Genomic DNA, 17,235 nt, shown 5'->3' with positions numbered 1-17,235 from the left:
TCAAATGCGCGGTGCGACCTTCCGGGCGTCGGCCTCCGACATCCCCGCCGCCGCCAGCAGGTCTGCCACGAAGGGACGGATGCCGAGCACGAGGTTCTGCTCGCCGAGCGACGCGCCCGGAACGATCGTGCGCGGGTCCAGTCGCGCCGCGACGGCGGTGAGCGCCTCGCGCGCGGCCGGCTCGAGCGAGATGTCGTCGAGCGCCGAGGCGATCACCTCGATCGCGCGGGCGGTCTCGGCGAGCACGTCCGCGACGACCGGCCGCGGCGTCCCGTCGTCGCACAGGTAGACGACGCGGCGCGCGATCACGCGCGCGTTGCGCACGGCGAGGTCCATCGAGCGGCGCACGCGGTCGTGGCGCTCGAGCTCGTACCGCTGACGCCTCAGGAACGGCGAGATGCGGGCGACGGACCGCCCGGACTCGAGCGAGGCGCGCCACCGGTCCACGAGCGGCGTCACGGCGCGCGCCTTCTCGAGACCCCGCTCGGCACGAAGGCGGTCGCCGCGGCGGAGCGCCTGCGCGAGCGTCGTGATCGCCCCGTCGAGCGCCTGGAAGAGCGACGCGGCGTCGGCGCGCTCCGCGCGCACGGCGTTGCGCGGGACGAGGGCCGTGACGAGCAGGGCGGCGACACCGCCCACGAGGCCGTCGACGAGTCGCAGGAACGGCACGGGCGACGGGATCACCATGACGATGAGCGATTGGATCGCCGCCGCGATCGCGAAGCCCGGCTGAGGTGAGAGGAAGCGCGCGACGACGAGCGTGAGACCGAGTGCGAGACCGATCTGCCACCATCCGGTGCCCGCCAGGAGGAAGAGGGACTCCGCCACCAGGATGCCCACCAGCATCCCCATCACCGTCTCGAGCACCTGGCGCGGACGCGCGTCTCGCACGAGGCCGAGGCTTCCCACCGTGACCGTCGCGGCGAGGAGGGGTGCGGTGTGACCCAGCACATAGTGGGCGAACGCGTACGCGCCGGTCGCTGCCACGACGATCTGGAGGATCGAGTTGCCCGAGTCGCGCACGCGCACGAGGGCCGGGCGGGGGTCGAGCCGGTGTCGCCACCCCGTGGGGACCGCCTGAGTGACGGGCGCCGCCGCGGGGTCGTCGCTCATTTCGCCTGGGCGCGGCGGGAGAGCCGCGTCAGGCGCGGGACGGATGCTGTCGCCCCGGCCTCGGGCGGCACGATGACCTCCTGCGCGCCGGCGACCCGCACGTCCTCGGCGTCGATCGTCAGCGGCGCGTCGACGGGGGTCGTCCGCCGGACGAGGGCGAGGGCGATCGGCCCGTCCTCGTGGTGCTGCGCGACGGATGTGACCACCCCGACGACGTCGTCGCCGAGTCGCACGGTTTCTCCTCGCGTGGGGAGCACGCTCTCACTGCCGTCGAGATCCAGAGCCACGAGCCGGCGGGGCGGGTGGCCGAGGTTGTGCACCTTCGCGACGGTCTCCTGCCCGCGGTAGCAGCCCTTCTCGAGATGCACGGCGGTGCGCAGCCAGTCGAGCTCGTGAGGGAGGGCGCGCTCGTCGACCTCCGTCGACCAGCGCGGACGCCAGGCGGCGACCCGGAGCGCGTCGGCGGCGACGAGGCCCGCGAGGGCGATCTCCCCACGGGCAGCCGCGGCGGCGATCCGCTCCTCCTCGCTCCTGGTCACGATCGCCTCGGCCCAGTCGCGGTCGGCGCCGGGATGCGGCTCCACGACGGAGTAGGCCCATCCCCCTGCGCCGACCCCGGGCCAGGGGTCCCGCCAGATGAGCGGAACGCCCCCCGGTGCGGCGACGGCGAGCGCCTCGACGGCCGCCGCGGTCCCCCCGACCACCGCGAACTCTTCGCTCGCGTCCCGCGGCGCGACCCGGAGGCGGAAGCGCATGCGCAGCAGCCACGCGAGGAGCCCCTCGGCGTCGTCCGCGTCGGCGAGCAGCCACGTCGTCTCGCCGTCGTCGATGACGGCCGCCGCGTGCTCGATGTGTCCGTGCGGGTCGAGGATGAGAAGCTCCGTGCTCTCACCGGGGGCGAGGTGCGTGAGCGCCTGCGACGAGAGGGAGTCGAGCCACGAGAGCCGGTCCTCGCCCGGCACGGCGAGGACGCGCCGGTCGCCGAGCGGGACGACGGCGGTGCCGGCTGCGAGGGCGCGCTGCTCGGGGAGCGGATTGCCGACGTGCAGCAGGCCGCTCTCGTCGAGCACGGCGCCGGGAACGAGCGCGAAGCCGCTCATCAGTCCGCCCGGGCCAGCCGCGCCGAGGCGTGCGAGGCCAGCTCGCCGCCGAGGGCCGCGATGTCCCACGCCCACAGCAGGTGACCCTCGACGAGGCCGTACATGCGGGTCGCGGCCGCATAGACCTTCGCGTTGGCGGTGCGGATGACGGCGTCGGTCGCGATGTCGATGCGTGGACCGCGCACCTGGCCGAGGTACAGCTCGCTCACGCCGTCGGAATGGACGATGGATGCCTCGATGTCGAACCCGCCCTCCGCATTGCGGAGGGTTTCGACGTCGTCGACCGTGCGGCTGACGGCCGGCCCTGTCGCCGGCAGGAGCGCGGGCCCGGCATCGGCCTCCGTGGCGGGACGCGAAAGCCGCCAGTACCCGATCTCGGAGACCAGGGGCGCGCGTGCATCGTCGCCGAGCAGCCACGCGCTCGCAGAGTAGTTGAGGAAGGCACCCCCGTCATGGCTGAAGCTGACGCGATGTGCGAACTCTCCGTCGAAGTGGCGATCGGATGCCTCGTAGTCGATGACACCTGTGCCCTCCCACACGCCCAGCAGCCACGAGAGCGGCGCGAGGTCGGCGGGAAGGTCGGTCGGCAGCTCGATCACGGCGCCGCCTGTCAGCGCTGGCCGCGGTACAGGTTCTTGATCACGACGCCGGAGACGAAGACGATCGCGAGCGATGCCAGACCGAGCAGGCCCACGTAGAAGAGTTCGAGCGCGACGAGATCCATACGCCTCAGCCTACCCGCGAACGATGGACGCGAGTCCGAAACCCAGGCTGATGACCCCCATCACCAGGAGCGCGCCGAGCACGCTCACGGCGACCCGCTGGATGTAGCCCTGCGACCGCCCGTAGGCGAGCTGGACGACGAAGGCGAGGATGAGGCATCCACCCAGTCCCAGCACGAGCCACGCCGCGCGCCACTCCGCAGGCACGAACAGGCCGATCGCGAGGCCGACGACGGCGGCCGCGATCCAGACCGAGACGACGCCGCCGGTGGCGCGGCGCGGAGCGAGAGCGGGTCCTGCCATGCGTCCATTCTGCCCGTGCCGAATGCGTCACGCACCGTCGGGCTGCCACGTCCCTTCCCCGCACACCCTAAACTGAGGTTTCACGCCGCGATCCCTGCGCCGGGAGGTTCCCCTTTGGCACAGCTCCTCGTCTTGAGTTCCGCACAAGGAGGAGGCCCGGTCCTGCCCTCGCTCGAGCTGCTCAGCCACCGGGTGCGGCAGATCCCCGCCGAGCCGGCGCAGCTCGTCAATGCACCGAGTGCCGACGTGATCTTCGTCGACGCGCGCATCGACCTCGTCGGGGCGAAATCCCTCTGCAAGATCCTCAACACCACCGGCCTGGACGCGCCGCTCGTCCTGGTGGTGACAGAGGGCGGCCTCACCGCCGTCTCGACCGACTGGGGCATCGACGATGTCATCCTCGTGACGGCGGGGCCCGCGGAGGTCGACGCGCGGGTGCGCCTCGCGATCGGCCGTCAGTCGGCCGAGCAGGTCTCGACGCGCATCCAGACCTCGGGGATCACGATCGACGAGTCCTCGTACTCCGCCAAGGTGCACGGCAAGCCGCTCGACCTCACCTACAAGGAGTTCCAGCTCCTGCACTTCTTCGCCACGCACCCCTCCCGTGTTTTCACACGCGAGCAGCTGCTGAGCGAGGTGTGGGGCTACGACTACTTCGGCGGCACGCGGACGGTCGACGTCCACGTGCGGCGCCTGCGCGCGAAGCTCGGCGACCTCGAGCAGCTGATCGGCACGGTGCGCAACGTCGGCTACCGCTTCAACGTGTACGAAGACGACCAGCTCCCTGCGCCGTCGTCCACGCCCTCCCCCGCCTAGTATCGGACCGCGACGCGGTCTCTGAGCGAGCGAAGCGAGTCGAAGGGTTCACGCGCTCGTCACACGGCCCTGCAATGATGAGGGGATGATCGAACACGAGGTGCTCGACGCCGGTCTCGGCGATGCCGACGACGACGACTTCGAGCTTTCCGAGACCTTCGACTCGCAGCTGCCCGAGCACCGCTATCTCGACCGCGAGATCAGCTGGCTCGCGTTCAATCAGCGCGTGCTGGAGCTGGCGGAGGATCCTCGGCTGCCGGTGCTCGAACGCGCGAACTTCCTCGCGATCTTCGCCAGCAACCTCGACGAGTTCTTCATGGTGAGGGTCGCCGGCCTCAAGCGCCGTATCGTCACGGGCCTCGCGGTCCCGACGAACGTGGGCCGGGCCCCGCAGGAGGTGCTCGCCGACATCTCGGCGGAGGCCCACACGCTGCAGCTGCGTCACGCCGCCGCCTGGACGAACGAGGTCAAGCCCGCCCTCGCCGAGGCCGGCATCCAGATCCTGCGCTGGGACGACCTCAGCGACGACGAGCGCGGCCGCCTCTACGACTACTTCCAGGCCCAGGTCTTCCCCGTCCTCATGCCGCTGGCCGTCGACCCCGCCCACCCGTTCCCGTACATCTCCGGGCTCTCGCTCAACCTCGCGATCCGCATCCGCAACGCCCGCACCGGGCGACAGGAGTTCGCGCGCCTGAAGGTCCCGCCGATGCTCCCCCGCTTCGTCGAGGTCTCGCGCGAGGGCGAGGCGGTGCGCTACCTCCCGCTCGAGTACCTCATCTCCAACAACCTCGGCGACCTCTTCCCGGGCATGGAGATCCTCGACCACCACGCCTTCCGCCTCACCCGCAACGAGGACGTCGTGATCGAGGAGGACGAGACCGAGAACCTCATCCAGGCGCTGGAGGCCGAGCTGCTGCGCCGCCGATTCGGCCCGCCCATCCGCCTCGAGGTCACCGAGGACATGGACGACCTCACGCTCGACCTCCTCATCAAGGAGCTCGACATCACCGACCAGGAGGTCTACCGCCTCCCCGGGCCGCTCGACCTGCGGGGGCTGTTCGACCTGTCGCGCATCGACCGCCCCGACCTGCGCTACAAGCCGCACGTTCCGACGACGGCGACGGCCTTCCAGCCGGGCGACAACAACGAGCGCCCCGACATCTTCGCGTCGATCCGCAAGGGCGACGTGCTCGTGCATCACCCCTACGAGTCGTTCGCGACGAGCGTGCAGGCCTTCCTCGAGCAGGCCGCGAAAGACCCGCACGTCCTCGCCATCAAGCAGACGCTGTATCGCACGTCGGGCGACAGCCCGATCGTCCAGGCGCTCATCGACGCGGCCGAGGCCGGCAAGCAGGTGCTCGCCCTCGTCGAGATCAAGGCGCGCTTCGACGAGGCGAACAACATCGTCTGGGCGCGCAAGCTCGAAAAGGCCGGCGTCCATGTCGTGTACGGCCTGGTCGGGCTGAAGACCCACTGCAAGCTCGCCCTCGTCATCCGCGAGGAGAACGGGGTGCTGCGCAGCTACAGCCACGTCGGCACCGGCAACTACAACCCCAAGACGAGCCGCATCTACGAGGACTTCGGCCTCTTCACGATCGACGACCAGGTGGGCCGCGACCTCACGCGGCTGTTCAACGAGCTGTCCGGCTATGCGATCGAGAAGAAGTTCAAGCGCCTCCTCGTCGCCCCGCTGCACCTGCGGAAGGGACTCCTCCGCCAGATCGATCGCGAGCGGCGGCACGCGCTCGAGGGCAAGCCGTCGCACATCCGCATCAAGGTCAACTCGATGGTCGACGAGCAGATCATCGATGCGCTCTACCGCGCGAGCCAGGCCGGCGTCCCCGTCGAGGTGTGGGTGCGCGGCATCTGCTCGCTCAAGCCGGGGGTCGAGGGCATGAGCGAGAACATCACGGTCCGCAGCATCCTGGGCCGCTATCTCGAGCACTCGCGGATCTTCGCCTTCCACAACGACGGCGACCCGCAGGTCTACATCGGCAGCGCCGACATGATGCACCGCAACCTCGACCGCCGCGTCGAGGCGCTCGTGCGCGTCATCGCGCCGGCGCACATCAAGGAGCTGCTCGACCTGTTCTCGCTCGCGATGGCCGACACGACGAGCTCGTGGTGGCTGGGACCGGAGGGCGAGTGGACCCGCCACAGCCTCGACGACGAGGGCAGGCCGCTGGTCGACATCCAGGACAAGACGATGTCGAACGTGCAGCGCCGCCGGCGCGCGCGGGCGGTGCGATGACCGACACCGCCGTCTACGCTGCCGGCGGCGTCGTGTGGCGCCTGGTGGAGGGCAAGCTCTCCGTTCTGCTCATCCACCGCACCGCCTATCGCGACGTCACGCTGCCCAAGGGCAAGGTGGATCCGGGCGAGACCCTCGCCGAGACCGCAGCGCGCGAGATCTTCGAGGAGACCGGCATCCGGGTGTGCCTCGGCGTGCCGGTGGGCGTGTCGCGCTACCGCATGCCGAACAAGCGCCAGAAGATCGTGCACTACTGGTCGGCCGAGGCGACCGACGCCGCGATCCGCACGTCCGCGTTCGTACCCAACCGCGAGATCGCCGCGCTCGAGTGGGTCTCGCCCAAGAAGGCGATCAAGCGCCTCAGCTATCCCGTCGACGTCGAGATCCTCGAGAACTTCCTCCGGTTCGTCGACGACGGAGTGCTGGCGACCTTCCCCCTCATCGTGCTGCGGCACGCCAAAGCGGTCGCCCGCGAGGAGTGGAAGGGGAAGGATGCCGCGCGCCCGCTCGCGCACCGCGGAAAGCGGCAGGCGAACGCCGTCGTGGGACCGCTGGTCGCCTTCGGCCCTCGCCGGATCGTGTCGTCCCCGGCGGTGCGGTGCGTGAAGACCGTCGCACCGCTGGCGTCCACGCTCGGCCGCCGCATCGAGGAGTCGGCGCTCATCAGCCAGGACGCCTGGGAGGAAGGCAAGTCCGACGCGCGCCGCATCGTCGGCGAGCGCGTGCGCTCGCGCAAGACCGCCGTACTCTGCAGCCACGGCCCGGTGCTTCCCGAGCTCCTGACCGAGATCGCGCTCGCCACCGGCACCCTGCGCGGCTCCTACCTCGGAAGCGCGTCGGCGCTGGAGCCCGGGGCGTTCTCGGTCGTGCACCTCTCGGCCACGAATCCCGGATCGGGCATCGTCGCGATCGAGACCCACCAGCCGAAGGTGTGACGACGGCCGCCGCCGGAGTGCGGATCGCGTGGCGCCATGTCGCGGCGGGACCCGTACTCCCCTCGCTCGGCCGTCGAGCCCGAGCGGTCGAGTGGCGCGGTTGGCGGGGGCGACCGACGGGTCAGGAGAGCAGGTCGATGAGCTGAGCCTTCGTCAGCCGCGAGTAGCCCGCACGTCCCTGGCTCTTCGCCCGCTCGCGAAGCGCCGCCACGGTGAGGGTGTCGAGGGCGAGCGACGGCTCGTCCTGGCCCGCCTCGTCGGCGGCGGGACCGAAGGCGGAGTCGCCGGCGCGGTCCGGGGCGGGGCTGTCGGCAACCTCCGGGTCGGGGCTGTCGCCGCGCCCAGGGCCGGGGGCGTCAGCGGGCCCAGGGCCGGGCGCGTCTGCGGGCTCGATCTCGACGACCGCTTCCACGAGCTCGCCGGGAGCGGCAAGGTCGGTCATCTCGTCGAGCGCAGGCCCTTCGGATCCGGTCGTCGCCGGCGCGGCCGGGGACGGGTCCGTCGTCGAGAGGTCCTCTTTCAGCGAAGGAGTCGTTCCCTCCTTCTTCCTCGCCGCCTTCCCGGCGGCGCGGCGCTCCGCGTCCTGTCGCGCGGCGGCCTTCTCGGCCCTCCGCGCGGCCTTCTTCTGCTCGCGCTCCAAAGCCGACTCGGTCGCCACGAGCGCGGCGTCGGCGGCCCGGTCCGCGCGCCTGGTGACCTTCTTCGGATGCTTGCGGAGAGCCTTCTTCGAGACGTCGGCTGCGCCCTTCGCCTCGTCCGCCGCCGCGCGGAGCTTCTCGGCGTGCTTGCCGGGCAGCGTCTTGGACACCTGCTTCGCGAACTTGGCCGCGGCGGCGGCGTCCTCCAGCGCGGCGATCGCCTTGCGCTCGCGTTTCGATGTCTTCGCCATGGCGAAACCCTAGTCGTCGACAGTGAACGGGCGGGAGCGCGGAGCATCCTCGCTGCTCATTCGAGCGAATGGATTCTCCTCCTCGTTCACCTCGCGTTCACCTGCGTAGAGCACTCTCTTAAGGGTCGCTGTCTACCGTCAGGTCGAACCCTGCACCGGGTTCTCACCCTGACACCCGAAGGATCCACACAGTGAAGATCTCTCGCATCGCCCAGCTGGGCGCTGTCGCCGCGGTCGCGGCTCTGACTCTCGCCGGTTGCGCCGCGAACGAGGGCGGCGGTGGCGGCAACGCCAGCGGCGCTCCCGCGTCCGACCTCTCCGGTGAGGTGGCCGGCGGCGGCGCCTCGTCCCAGGAGGTCGCGGTCCAGACCTGGACGGCCGGCTTCCAGACGGCGAACCCCGACGTGACGATCACGTACGACCCCGCCGGCTCCGGCGCGGGCCGCGAGTCCTTCCAGGCGGGCGCGTTCGCCTTCGCGGGTTCGGACCGCGCCTTCACGCCCGAGGAGATCGAGGCAGGGCCGTTCGACGGCTGCGTCGAGGGCACCGGCATCGTCGAGCTTCCGACCTACATCTCCCCCATCGCGGTCATCTTCAACATCGAGGGCGTCGACTCGCTCAACCTCGACCCCGCGACCCTCGCGGGCCTGTTCGCCGGCACCATCACGACGTGGAACGACCCCGCGATCGTCGCCCTCAACCCCGACGTGACGCTGCCGGACACGGCCGTGACGCCGGTGCACCGCGCCGACGACTCGGGCACGACCGAGAACTTCACCGATTACCTCTACCAGGCCGCGGGCGACGTCTGGACCGAGGAGCCCGATGGCGTGTGGCCGCTGCAGAGCGGTGAGGCCGCACAGGGCACCTCCGGTGTGGTCGCGGCCGTCGCGGGGGGCAACGGCACCGTCGGCTACGCCGACGCGTCGCGCGCCGCGGAGGAGGGCCTGAGCACGGCCGCCATCCAGGTCGGCGACGAGTTCGTCAGCTACACGCCCGAAGCCGCGGCAGCGGTCGTCGACGAGTCGCCCTTCGAGGAGGGCCGTGCCGACGGCGACCTGGCGATCGCGCTCGATCGCACCACCGAGGTCGCGGGCGTCTACCCGATCGTCCTCATCAGCTACATGATCGGCTGCCAGCAGTACGTCGACGAGTCGGTGACCCCGGTCGTCCAGGCGTTCTTCGAGTACATCGCGAGCTCCGAGGGCCAGCAGGCGGCGGCGGAGGCTGCCGGCAGCGCGCCGATCTCGGACTCCCTCCGCGACCAGATCAACGACGCGATCGCCCTGATCGGTCAGGAGTAAGGCCACGGATACCCGGCGCGGCTTCCTCGTGAGGTCGCGCCGGGTACTTTCGTGAGATCCACCCGAACACCCCAGACAGGACCACATGACCACCACAACGGCGCCGGCCAGGACTCCGGTCAAGCAGAGGGCGGGTGACCGCTGGTTCTCGGGCACGGCACTCTTCGCCGGGTCGATGATCCTCGTCACCCTCGCGGCGGTCGCGATCTTCCTCATCATCCAGTCGATTCCGGGCGTGACCGCGACGAGCGACACGGCGTCGCTCCTGTCCTCGAACTTCTGGGCGTATGTGTGGCCGCTGGCATTCGGAACGCTCTGGTCGTCGTTCCTCGCGCTGCTGATGGCGGTCCCGCTGTCCGTGTGCGTGGCCCTGTTCATCTCGCACTACGCCCCCCGGAGACTCGCCCAGTCGCTCGGCTACATCGTCGACCTGCTCGCGGCCGTCCCCTCGGTGGTGTTCGGTCTGTGGGGGATCATGGTGCTCGCGCCGGCGGTGCAGCCGGTCTACGCGTGGCTCAACGCCAACATGGGCTGGTTCCCCCTTTTCGGCGGCACCGTGTCGGCGACCGGTCGCACGATCTTCACCGCCGCTATCGTCCTCGCCGTCATGGTCGTGCCCATCATCACGGCGATCTGCCGTGAGATCTTCCTGCAGACGCCCGTTCTCCACGAGGAGGCGGCGCTCGCCCTCGGAGCCACCCGCTGGGAGATGATCCGCATGGCCGTCTTCCCCTTCGGCCGCAGCGGAATCGTCTCCGCCGCGATGCTCGGGCTCGGCCGTGCCCTCGGCGAGACGATGGCCGTCGCGATGGTGCTCTCCGCGACCGGAGTGGTGACCTTCCAGCTCTTCACGTCCGAGAACCCGAGCACGATCCCGGCCAACATCGCGCTCACCTTCCCCGAGGCCTACGGCACGAACATCAACGTCCTCATCGCGACGGGCCTCGTCCTCTTCATCGTCACCTTCGTGGTGAACGCCATCGCACGCTGGATCGTCAGCCGGCGCAAGGAATTCTCGGGAGCGAACTGACATGGCGATCACGACGACACCGACGCGCACCCCGTCCCCCGCGCCCACCTCGCAGGCGCCGAGCCTCACCACGGGTCAGCTGCCCCGCTTGACGCCCTGGGCGGTCCTGGCCGGTTCGGCCCTCCTCAGCGGGATCGTCTTCCTCCTGCTCTCGGTCGCCGGCGGCGACGGCTTCAACCTCGCCGGCTGGGCCGTCGTGACGGCCATCCTGTACCTGCTCATGATCACCGTCGCCTCGGCGATCGTCGAGAGCCGCCGCAAGGCCGTGGACCGACTCGTGACCGGGGTCGTCACGATCGCGTTCCTCATCGCGATGGTGCCGCTCGTGTCGGTCGCCTACACGGTGCTCGTGAACGGCATCGCCGGCCTGTCGGCCGAGTTCCTCAGCAGTTCGATGCGAAACGTGGTGGGCGAAGGCGGCGGTGCGCTGCATGCGATCGTCGGCACGGTGCTCATCACGCTCGCCGCGGCGATCATCTCGATCCCCATCGGCATCTTCGCGGCGATCTACCTCGTCGAGTACGGGGCGGGCAAGCCGATCGCCCAGGGCATCACGTTCCTCGTCGACGTGATGACCGGCATCCCCTCGATCGTCGCCGGCCTCTTCGCCTACGCGCTGTTCGCCCTCTTCCTCGGTCCCGGCATCCGCATGGGGTTCATGGGGTCGATCGCGCTCTCGGTGCTCATGATCCCGGTCGTCGTGCGCTCGAGCGAGGAGATGCTGCGTCTCGTCCCCAACGAGCTGCGCGAAGCGGCCTACGCCCTCGGCGTGCCGAAGTGGCGCACGATCGCGAAGGTCGTGCTGCCGACGGCGATGGCCGGCATCACGACCGGCATCATGCTCTCGATATCCCGCGTCATCGGCGAGACCGCGCCGCTCCTGCTCACGGCGGGGGTGACGGCATCCATGAACTACAACCTCTTCGAGGGCCGGATGATGACCCTCCCCGTCTTCGCCTATACCCAGTACATGAATCAGGGCATCCCGGCGTCGGCGTACATCGAGCGCGCGTGGGCCGCCGCGCTGCTGCTCATCGTCTTCGTCATGGTCCTGAACCTCGTGGCGCGCCTGGTCGCGAAGCTCTTCGCGCCCAAGCTCGGGCGCTGAGCCGAGGCATCCCTTCTCCCCTTCCCGAAACAAGAGGAATCCGTGTCCAAGAGCATCGAAGTCAACGATCTGAACGTCTATTACGGCGACTTCCTCGCCGTCGAGGGCGTCTCACTCGACATCGAGCCGCGCACCGTGACGGCCTTCATCGGCCCGTCCGGATGCGGCAAGTCCACCTTCCTGCGGACGCTGAACCGCATGCACGAGGTCATCCCCGGTGCGCGCGTGGAGGGCGAGGTCCTGCTCGACGGCGACAACCTGTACGGTCCGGGCGTCGATCCCGTGCAGGTCCGCCGTCAGGTGGGGATGGTGTTCCAGCGTCCGAACCCGTTCCCGACGATGTCGATCAAGGAGAACGTCCTCGCGGGAGTCAAGCTCAACAACAAGCGCATCTCCAAGTCCGACGCCGACGCCCTCGTCGAGAGGTCGCTGCGCGGTGCGAACCTGTGGAACGAGGTGAAGGACCGCCTCGACAAGCCGGGCTCCGGCCTCTCCGGGGGTCAGCAGCAGCGCCTGTGCATCGCGCGGGCGATCGCGGTCTCCCCCGAGGTGATCCTCATGGACGAGCCGTGCTCGGCCCTTGACCCGATCTCGACCTACGCGATCGAGGAGCTGATCGAGGAGCTCAAGACCGAGTACACGGTCGTCATCGTCACGCACAACATGCAGCAGGCCTCGCGGGTGTCCGACAAGACAGCGTTCTTCAACATCGCCGGCACCGGAAAGCCCGGCAAGCTCATCGAGTACAACGACACGACGTCGATCTTCACGACCCCGAGCGTGCAGGCCACCGAGGACTACGTCTCGGGCCGCTTCGGCTGAGTCGCACCGACGCGTCGGACGCCGGTCTCCTCGCGGGGACCGGCGTCCCGCGTTCTCACGACGGGCGTTCGGCGTTTCGGATCGGACGGCGGGAGGAGATCCAGCCGAGGGAGGAGGACTCCCCCGGATTCATCCTCCCCCCGCCGAATCTCCTCCGCTCGTGCGGGCCGCGGGCGGCTCAGTCGCGGGGACTCAGCAGATAGTCCGTGAAGGATGCAGTGAGCTCGGCGTCGACGGGGAGCGCGACGCCGTCGATGGACGTGATGGGAGCGGCCAGCCGGACGCTCGAGAGCAGCCACGCGGCATCCGCGCCGGAGAGATCCTCGACCCGGATCTGCTCGTAGGCGACCGCGCGGCCGAGCTCGCGGAGGTGGTCGAAGAGGCTCATCTGAGTCGTGCCGTGCAGGATCGCCCCGGAGGGCTCAGGCGTCACGAACCGGTCGCCGAAGCGCAGCACGACCGACGCGGTCGGCGCCTCGAGCACGAATCCGTCGCTCGAGACGAAGATCGCGTCGTCCGCTCCGCGCCGCTTCGCCTCCCGGATCGCCGCCATGTTGACGGCGTACGAGAGCGTCTTGGCTCCGAGCAGCAGCCACGGCGCGCGGGCCGGCGCGCCGCTGTCGTAACCACGGTCGAGGGTGACGACACGGATGCCGCGGGTGCGCGCCGCCGAATTGTCCGGCGCCTGCGCGGCAGTGACCCAGGCCGTCGGGGCGGGTCCGTGCTCGACGCCCCGGCTGAGGATGAGCTTGATGACGCCCTCACCCTCGGCGCGGCTCTCAGCCGCCGCGCGGAGGATGGCCTGACGCCACTGCTCGCGATTGGGCGCGGGCAGGTCGCACAGCCGTGCCGAATGCGCCAGCCGGTCGAGGTGCGGGCCGACCTCCTGCGCGTGACCGTTCACGACGCCGATCGACTCGAAGATGCCGTCGCCGCGCTGCGTGCTGAGCTCGCCGACGCTGAGGGCCGGTGTGGTCGGATCGACGACGGTGAAGGTGCCGGAGAAGTCGGTGCGCGGATCCTCGGATGCCGCGGGGTCGATCATGAGGGCGTAGCGCCAAGCCATGCATCGAAGCCTACGCGCGGGAATAGCCGCCCCCGTCGCTCGGTTACACTGTCATGGCCGGGCCGCAGTAACCCCGGGCTCCATCTTCTGCCGCCGCGAGCGGCCTTGCGCCGAGAGGCGTTCTGCGGCCCGGCACTTGCATGTCCGGGCGTCTTCAACCCGATGTCCGGACGGACCGCCCGTGCCATCCCACCCGGCTCAGCTGCGTCGGCCGGCGGCGCAGGAGACCCGATCTCGCCCGTCCGAGCCGAGATGCCGCAGTGGAGTGCGTTCCCGGACCTCAGGTGAGGGCGTCGCGGCGCCACAGCGCCGCGCAGGCCGCAAGGTCGCCGGCATAGTCCGACAGGCGCAGGGCGCGCGTCGTGAACGCCGACGCCCGCTGGGGCTCGGTCGGCTCGTAGTCGTCGGCGAGATGGGTCGCACCCGAGGCCTGCACCCGGCAGAAGGCCGCCGCGCGATCGAGGGCGACGGCGAAGTCCCCCTCGAAGAGCCCGCGCAGGATCGTGTCGATGAGGGTGACGAGCTCGTCGGGACCGGCCGGCACGGGAGCGCCCGCCACGACGGCGTCCGCCGAGTGCAGCTCGGTCCTCCCGCGCTCGTAGAGGAGGGCCGCCGTCTGCGGATCGTCGTGGATCATCAGCTGGAGCAGATACAGGCGCCAGAGCGCCCCCGGCAGCGTCTTGGCCGGCGACCGCGACCACAGCTCGGCGATGTCGTCGATGCCGTGCTCGGTCGTGAAGGCGACGAGACGGTCGATGACTTCGGCGCTGCGGTCCTCGCGCACGCGGGACAGCAGAGCCTGAGCGGTCGAGTGGGCGACGCGCGAGACCTCGGCGGGATCCTCCGCCGAGAACAGGCGGTCGAACAGCTCGGCGGGGCGTCGCACGGGCTTGTGGTAGTCCCTCGATCCGTCAGTCACCCGCCCAAGGCTACTCGCGGCCACGAGCGCGGTCCCCCCGTTGCGCTCGGCCGTCATCCACGGCAGGCACATCGCGCGTCCGCGACCGTGAGGCCGCCGTCAGGCCTGGTTGATGCGGATGTGATTGCCCGCAGGGTCGCGGAACGCGGCATCCCGAGCTCCCCACCCCTGGTCGATCGGCTCCTGCAGCACCTCGGCGCCGAAAGCCCGCAGGCGCTCGAAGGTGGCGTCGAGGTCCCGCGTCGTGAAGACATACGGCCCCGGTCCCGAGCCCTTCACGACGAGGCGCTCCAGCGCGTCGCCGTCTTCGGGCGATCGCCCGGCGGTCGGGTCCGAGACGACGAGGGCGAGGCCCGGCTGGCCGGGGAATCCGAAGCTGACCCAGCGGTGCCCGTCGTAGGCCACGTCGTTGACGATCTCGAGCCCGAGCCCGTCGCGGTAGAAGGGGATCGCCGCGTCGACGTCGTCGACGGTGATGGGGCTGTAGGCGAGTGCGATGTCGGTCATGGCTGCCACGGTAGGGCAGCGTGCGAGACCGCGCTTCTCCGATCCTGCTCGATCGGGCTCTCGCATGATGTCGACCTCCGCCGAGCGGAGGAGTGCAGGCGAGCGGAGGTCGATGCGGCCGGATCCGTCCTCCCTTCACCTGAAGACCTCCGCCGGGCGGAGGAGTGCAGGCGAGCGGAGCTCAGGCGTACCGCGCCGGCCGGCGCTCAGGCGTACCGCGCCGGCCGCGTCAGGAGTCTCGCGATGCACAGGGGCATCGCCTCCGCCGCCTCGTGCGGACGTGCCCGGTAGGCGCTCGGCGTCTCGCCGACGATCTCGGTGAACGTCGAGCTGAACGAGCCGAGGGAGGTCGCGCCGACCGCGGTGCAGGCATCCGTCACCGATGAGCCGGCCCGCAGCAGCGCCATCGCGCGCTCGATGCGGCGCGTCATGAGGTAGGCGTACGGCGTCTCGCCGTAGGCCGCCTTGAACTCCCGCGAGAAGTGCGCGGGCGACATGAGCGCCTTCGCCGCCATCGTCGGCACATCCAGCGGCTGCGCGTAGTCCCTGTCCATGAGGTCCCGCGCGCGCCGCAGATGCACCAGCGTCTGCGGCGTCTGCGCCGAGCGGACGGATGCCACGGTCCGAGGCTACCCGGGCTCGCCGGCGCTCGCCCGGCTCAGGCCGTGGGGATGGTGAAGATCGGGTCCGAGGTGGGCTGCCCCGTCTTGGAGCCGCCCCGATCCTCGACGGTGACGGCGATGACGTCGCCGGTCTGCATGGGCTCCTCGAGGAGCGCCGTCGCCCGCCCGGCGTCGTCCGTGTCGAAAAGGCCCGCGGAGACGGGGGTATCGCCCCGGACGAACCACAGCTCGTACGTCTTGCCGGAGGCCGGCTCGGCGACGCCGTCGGTCACGAGCACCGCCTTGCCGATCGACTCCGACCAGTGCGCGGTAGCGGTGCCGCCGCTGTCGACCTCCACGGTCGCCACCTGCGCGTCCGGCGCGTCCTCGATCTCGTTGAGGGCGGCGACCGACGCCGGCTCGCGCAGGCGGTCGCCGATGACGACGGCGGTCGTGCCGAGGGCGATGAGGAGCACGAAGGATGCTGCGAGCGCGAGCAGTCCGCGTGTCCAGTTGCGCCGCGCGACGGTCTGGACCGCCTCGGTGGTCGGCGGCGGTTCGTCGCGACGACGCGGATCGTCGGCGGAGCGCAGCGGCGCGACGAGCCCGGGAAGGGGCTCGACGACGTCGGAAGCGCGAACGCTCGGCTTGGGGGGCTCGGCGCCGGCAGCGCCCGGCTTGGAGGGCTCGGCGGCGGCAGCGCCCGGCTTGGAGGGCTCGGCGGCGGCAGCGCCCGGCGCGAGCGGCTCGGCGGCGGCAGGTTTCGTCGTGAGCGGGTCGGAGGCGGCAGCGCCCGGCGCGAGCGGGTCGGAGCCGTCGGCTCTCTGCTTCCGGGAAGCCGAGCGCCCGAGCTGCGGCGGCCGCTCGTCGGTGATCGGGCCGCCGGCGATCCGCGAGAGGAGTTCTCCGCGGAGCGCTGCCGGGGGCGTCACGGCATCCACGGTCTCACCCAGCTGGGCCGCGGTCGCGACATCGGCATCGATGATGGCGGCCCACTCCGGATGCTCGGCGAGAGCGTTGCGGAAGGCGCGCTGGTCGTCCGGCGACAGCGCGTTCAGGGCATGCCCGGCAGCCAGCTCGGCGAACTCCTGCACGTTCACGGTGTCACCCCCATCTCGGTGCGCAGGCGCGACAGGCCGTCGCGCATCCTCGTCTTGATCGTTCCCAGGGGCGCGCCGACCAGCGCGGCGATCTCGCTCTGACTGTACCCACCGAAGTAGGCCAGCGTGATGGCCTCGCGCTGCGCTTCCGGCAGAGCGGCGACGGCCTTCGCGACCCGGAGTCCCTCGATGCGAAGCTCCGCCTGTTCGGCGACTCCGTCGTGAGCGACGTCGAGATCACGGAAGCCGACGCGGACGTCGCGATCGGCACTGGCCTGCGCCGACCGCACGCGGTCGACGGCACGTCTGTGCGCGATCGTGAGCACCCACGCCCTCCCCTGACCTTTCTTCGGAGCGAATCGGTCAGCGGATTGCCACACCTCCAGGAACACCTCCTGCAGAACCTCCTCGCTCTGCGCGCGGTCGACGAGCACACGCAGGATCAGGCCGAAGACCCGGGAGGCGAGCATGTCGTAGAGGCGGGCGAAGGCGGCCTGGTCTCCGTCGGAGATGCGGCCCAGCAGGTCGCCGACGTGGTCGATGCGCCCAGGGCCGTCCTCGGGCACGTCCACGTCGTCAATCACCACACTGCTCAGCATGCCCTAGCCGATCCTTCCGCCCTAGTCGACGCGTCGGGCTTGCGTCTGT

General features: G+C 70.5%; 18 protein-coding genes. 7 read left to right on the top strand and 11 right to left on the bottom strand.

Translation table 11 applies throughout. The features are described 5' to 3' along the window. The 4 genes from EV279_RS08210 to EV279_RS08195 form a co-directional block, all read right to left on the bottom strand. Window positions 1–1,113, bottom strand: a complete 1,113-nt coding sequence (locus EV279_RS08210; RefSeq protein ID WP_166644488.1) for an FUSC family protein — start codon at window positions 1,111–1,113, stop codon at window positions 1–3. After that, window positions 1,110–2,213, bottom strand: a complete 1,104-nt coding sequence (locus EV279_RS08205; protein WP_133542466.1) for a glycine cleavage T C-terminal barrel domain-containing protein — start codon at window positions 2,211–2,213, stop codon at window positions 1,110–1,112. Before EV279_RS08205 ends, EV279_RS08210 begins: the two co-directional genes overlap by 4 nt. Next, the gene (locus EV279_RS08200; RefSeq protein ID WP_133542464.1) at window positions 2,213–2,812 is read right to left on the bottom strand and encodes an FABP family protein; all 600 of its coding nucleotides are present in this window, start codon (window positions 2,810–2,812) and stop codon (window positions 2,213–2,215) included. The genes EV279_RS08205 and EV279_RS08200 overlap by 1 nt, the downstream gene beginning before the upstream one ends. A gap of 135 nt (window positions 2,813–2,947) precedes the next feature. Continuing rightward, entirely contained in the window at window positions 2,948–3,238 is a 291-nt protein-coding gene (locus EV279_RS08195; protein WP_133542462.1) for a hypothetical protein, read from the bottom strand. Window positions 3,239–3,352: 114 nt separating this feature from the next. On the opposite strand from EV279_RS08195, the gene EV279_RS08190 reads away from it, so the two are divergent. The 3 genes from EV279_RS08190 (at window position 3,353) to EV279_RS08180 (ending at window position 7,240) form a co-directional block, all read left to right on the top strand. Next, on the top strand, window positions 3,353–4,054 hold the full coding sequence (locus tag EV279_RS08190; RefSeq protein ID WP_133542460.1) for a response regulator transcription factor: 702 nt from the start codon (window positions 3,353–3,355) through the stop codon (window positions 4,052–4,054). Between the two features lie 85 nt (window positions 4,055–4,139). Beyond that, the gene (locus EV279_RS08185; RefSeq protein WP_133542458.1) at window positions 4,140–6,305 is read left to right on the top strand and encodes an RNA degradosome polyphosphate kinase; all 2,166 of its coding nucleotides are present in this window, start codon (window positions 4,140–4,142) and stop codon (window positions 6,303–6,305) included. Continuing rightward, window positions 6,302–7,240, top strand: coding sequence for an NUDIX domain-containing protein (locus EV279_RS08180; RefSeq protein WP_133542456.1), 939 nt, complete (start codon window positions 6,302–6,304; stop codon window positions 7,238–7,240). Before EV279_RS08185 ends, EV279_RS08180 begins: the two co-directional genes overlap by 4 nt. 121 nt (window positions 7,241–7,361) lie before the next feature. Here EV279_RS08180 and EV279_RS08175 read toward each other — a convergent pair whose 3' ends face one another. Beyond that, a complete protein-coding gene (locus tag EV279_RS08175; protein ID WP_133542454.1) occupies window positions 7,362–8,129 on the bottom strand; it encodes a hypothetical protein in 768 nt (255 codons plus the stop codon). A gap of 191 nt (window positions 8,130–8,320) precedes the next feature. Between EV279_RS08175 and pstS the strand changes: the two genes are divergently transcribed. The 4 genes from pstS (at window position 8,321) to pstB (ending at window position 12,393) form a co-directional block, all read left to right on the top strand. After that, window positions 8,321–9,433 carry a phosphate ABC transporter substrate-binding protein PstS gene (gene pstS / locus EV279_RS08170; protein ID WP_133542452.1) on the top strand — a complete coding sequence of 371 codons (1,113 nt, stop codon included), beginning with the start codon at window positions 8,321–8,323 and terminating at the stop codon, window positions 9,431–9,433. An 85-nt stretch (window positions 9,434–9,518) separates the two neighbouring features. Beyond that, on the top strand, window positions 9,519–10,463 hold the full coding sequence (pstC, locus tag EV279_RS08165) for a phosphate ABC transporter permease subunit PstC (RefSeq protein WP_133542450.1): 945 nt from the start codon (window positions 9,519–9,521) through the stop codon (window positions 10,461–10,463). Between the two features lies 1 nt (window position 10,464). Continuing rightward, entirely contained in the window at window positions 10,465–11,571 is a 1,107-nt protein-coding gene (pstA, locus tag EV279_RS08160) for a phosphate ABC transporter permease PstA (protein ID WP_133542448.1), read from the top strand. A 42-nt stretch (window positions 11,572–11,613) separates the two neighbouring features. Beyond that, the gene (pstB, locus tag EV279_RS08155; protein ID WP_133542446.1) at window positions 11,614–12,393 is read left to right on the top strand and encodes a phosphate ABC transporter ATP-binding protein PstB; all 780 of its coding nucleotides are present in this window, start codon (window positions 11,614–11,616) and stop codon (window positions 12,391–12,393) included. 178 nt (window positions 12,394–12,571) lie between these two features. On the opposite strand, the gene EV279_RS08150 is transcribed toward pstB, so the two are convergent. The 6 genes from EV279_RS08150 to sigK all read right to left on the bottom strand — a co-directional run bounded on the left by EV279_RS08150 (window position 12,572) and on the right by sigK (window position 17,186). Next, a complete protein-coding gene (locus tag EV279_RS08150) occupies window positions 12,572–13,459 on the bottom strand; it encodes an aminodeoxychorismate lyase (protein ID WP_133542443.1) in 888 nt (295 codons plus the stop codon). Between the two features lie 280 nt (window positions 13,460–13,739). After that, a complete protein-coding gene (locus EV279_RS08145) occupies window positions 13,740–14,378 on the bottom strand; it encodes a DNA-directed RNA polymerase subunit beta (protein ID WP_133542441.1) in 639 nt (212 codons plus the stop codon). Between the two features lie 99 nt (window positions 14,379–14,477). Next, window positions 14,478–14,885: a VOC family protein gene (locus EV279_RS08140; protein ID WP_133542439.1), complete on the bottom strand. Its 408-nt coding sequence runs from the start codon at window positions 14,883–14,885 to the stop codon at window positions 14,478–14,480. A 206-nt stretch (window positions 14,886–15,091) separates the two neighbouring features. Further along, complete coding sequence (locus EV279_RS08135; protein WP_133544762.1) at window positions 15,092–15,439, bottom strand: helix-turn-helix transcriptional regulator; 348 nt, start codon at window positions 15,437–15,439, stop codon at window positions 15,092–15,094. A 104-nt stretch (window positions 15,440–15,543) separates the two neighbouring features. Then, the gene (locus tag EV279_RS17030; protein WP_243728486.1) at window positions 15,544–16,587 is read right to left on the bottom strand and encodes an anti-sigma factor; all 1,044 of its coding nucleotides are present in this window, start codon (window positions 16,585–16,587) and stop codon (window positions 15,544–15,546) included. Continuing rightward, window positions 16,584–17,186: an ECF RNA polymerase sigma factor SigK gene (gene sigK, locus EV279_RS08125; protein ID WP_133542437.1), complete on the bottom strand. Its 603-nt coding sequence runs from the start codon at window positions 17,184–17,186 to the stop codon at window positions 16,584–16,586. The genes EV279_RS17030 and sigK overlap by 4 nt, the downstream gene beginning before the upstream one ends. Window positions 17,187–17,235: the final 49 nt, after the last annotated feature.

Source organism: Microbacterium sp. BK668 (assembly GCF_004362195.1).
In the GTDB taxonomy this organism is placed as follows: Bacteria; Actinomycetota; Actinomycetes; order Actinomycetales; family Microbacteriaceae; genus Microbacterium.
The sequence above is the reverse complement of the archived record's forward strand: the minus strand, read 5'-3'. Positions and strand labels throughout refer to the sequence as shown.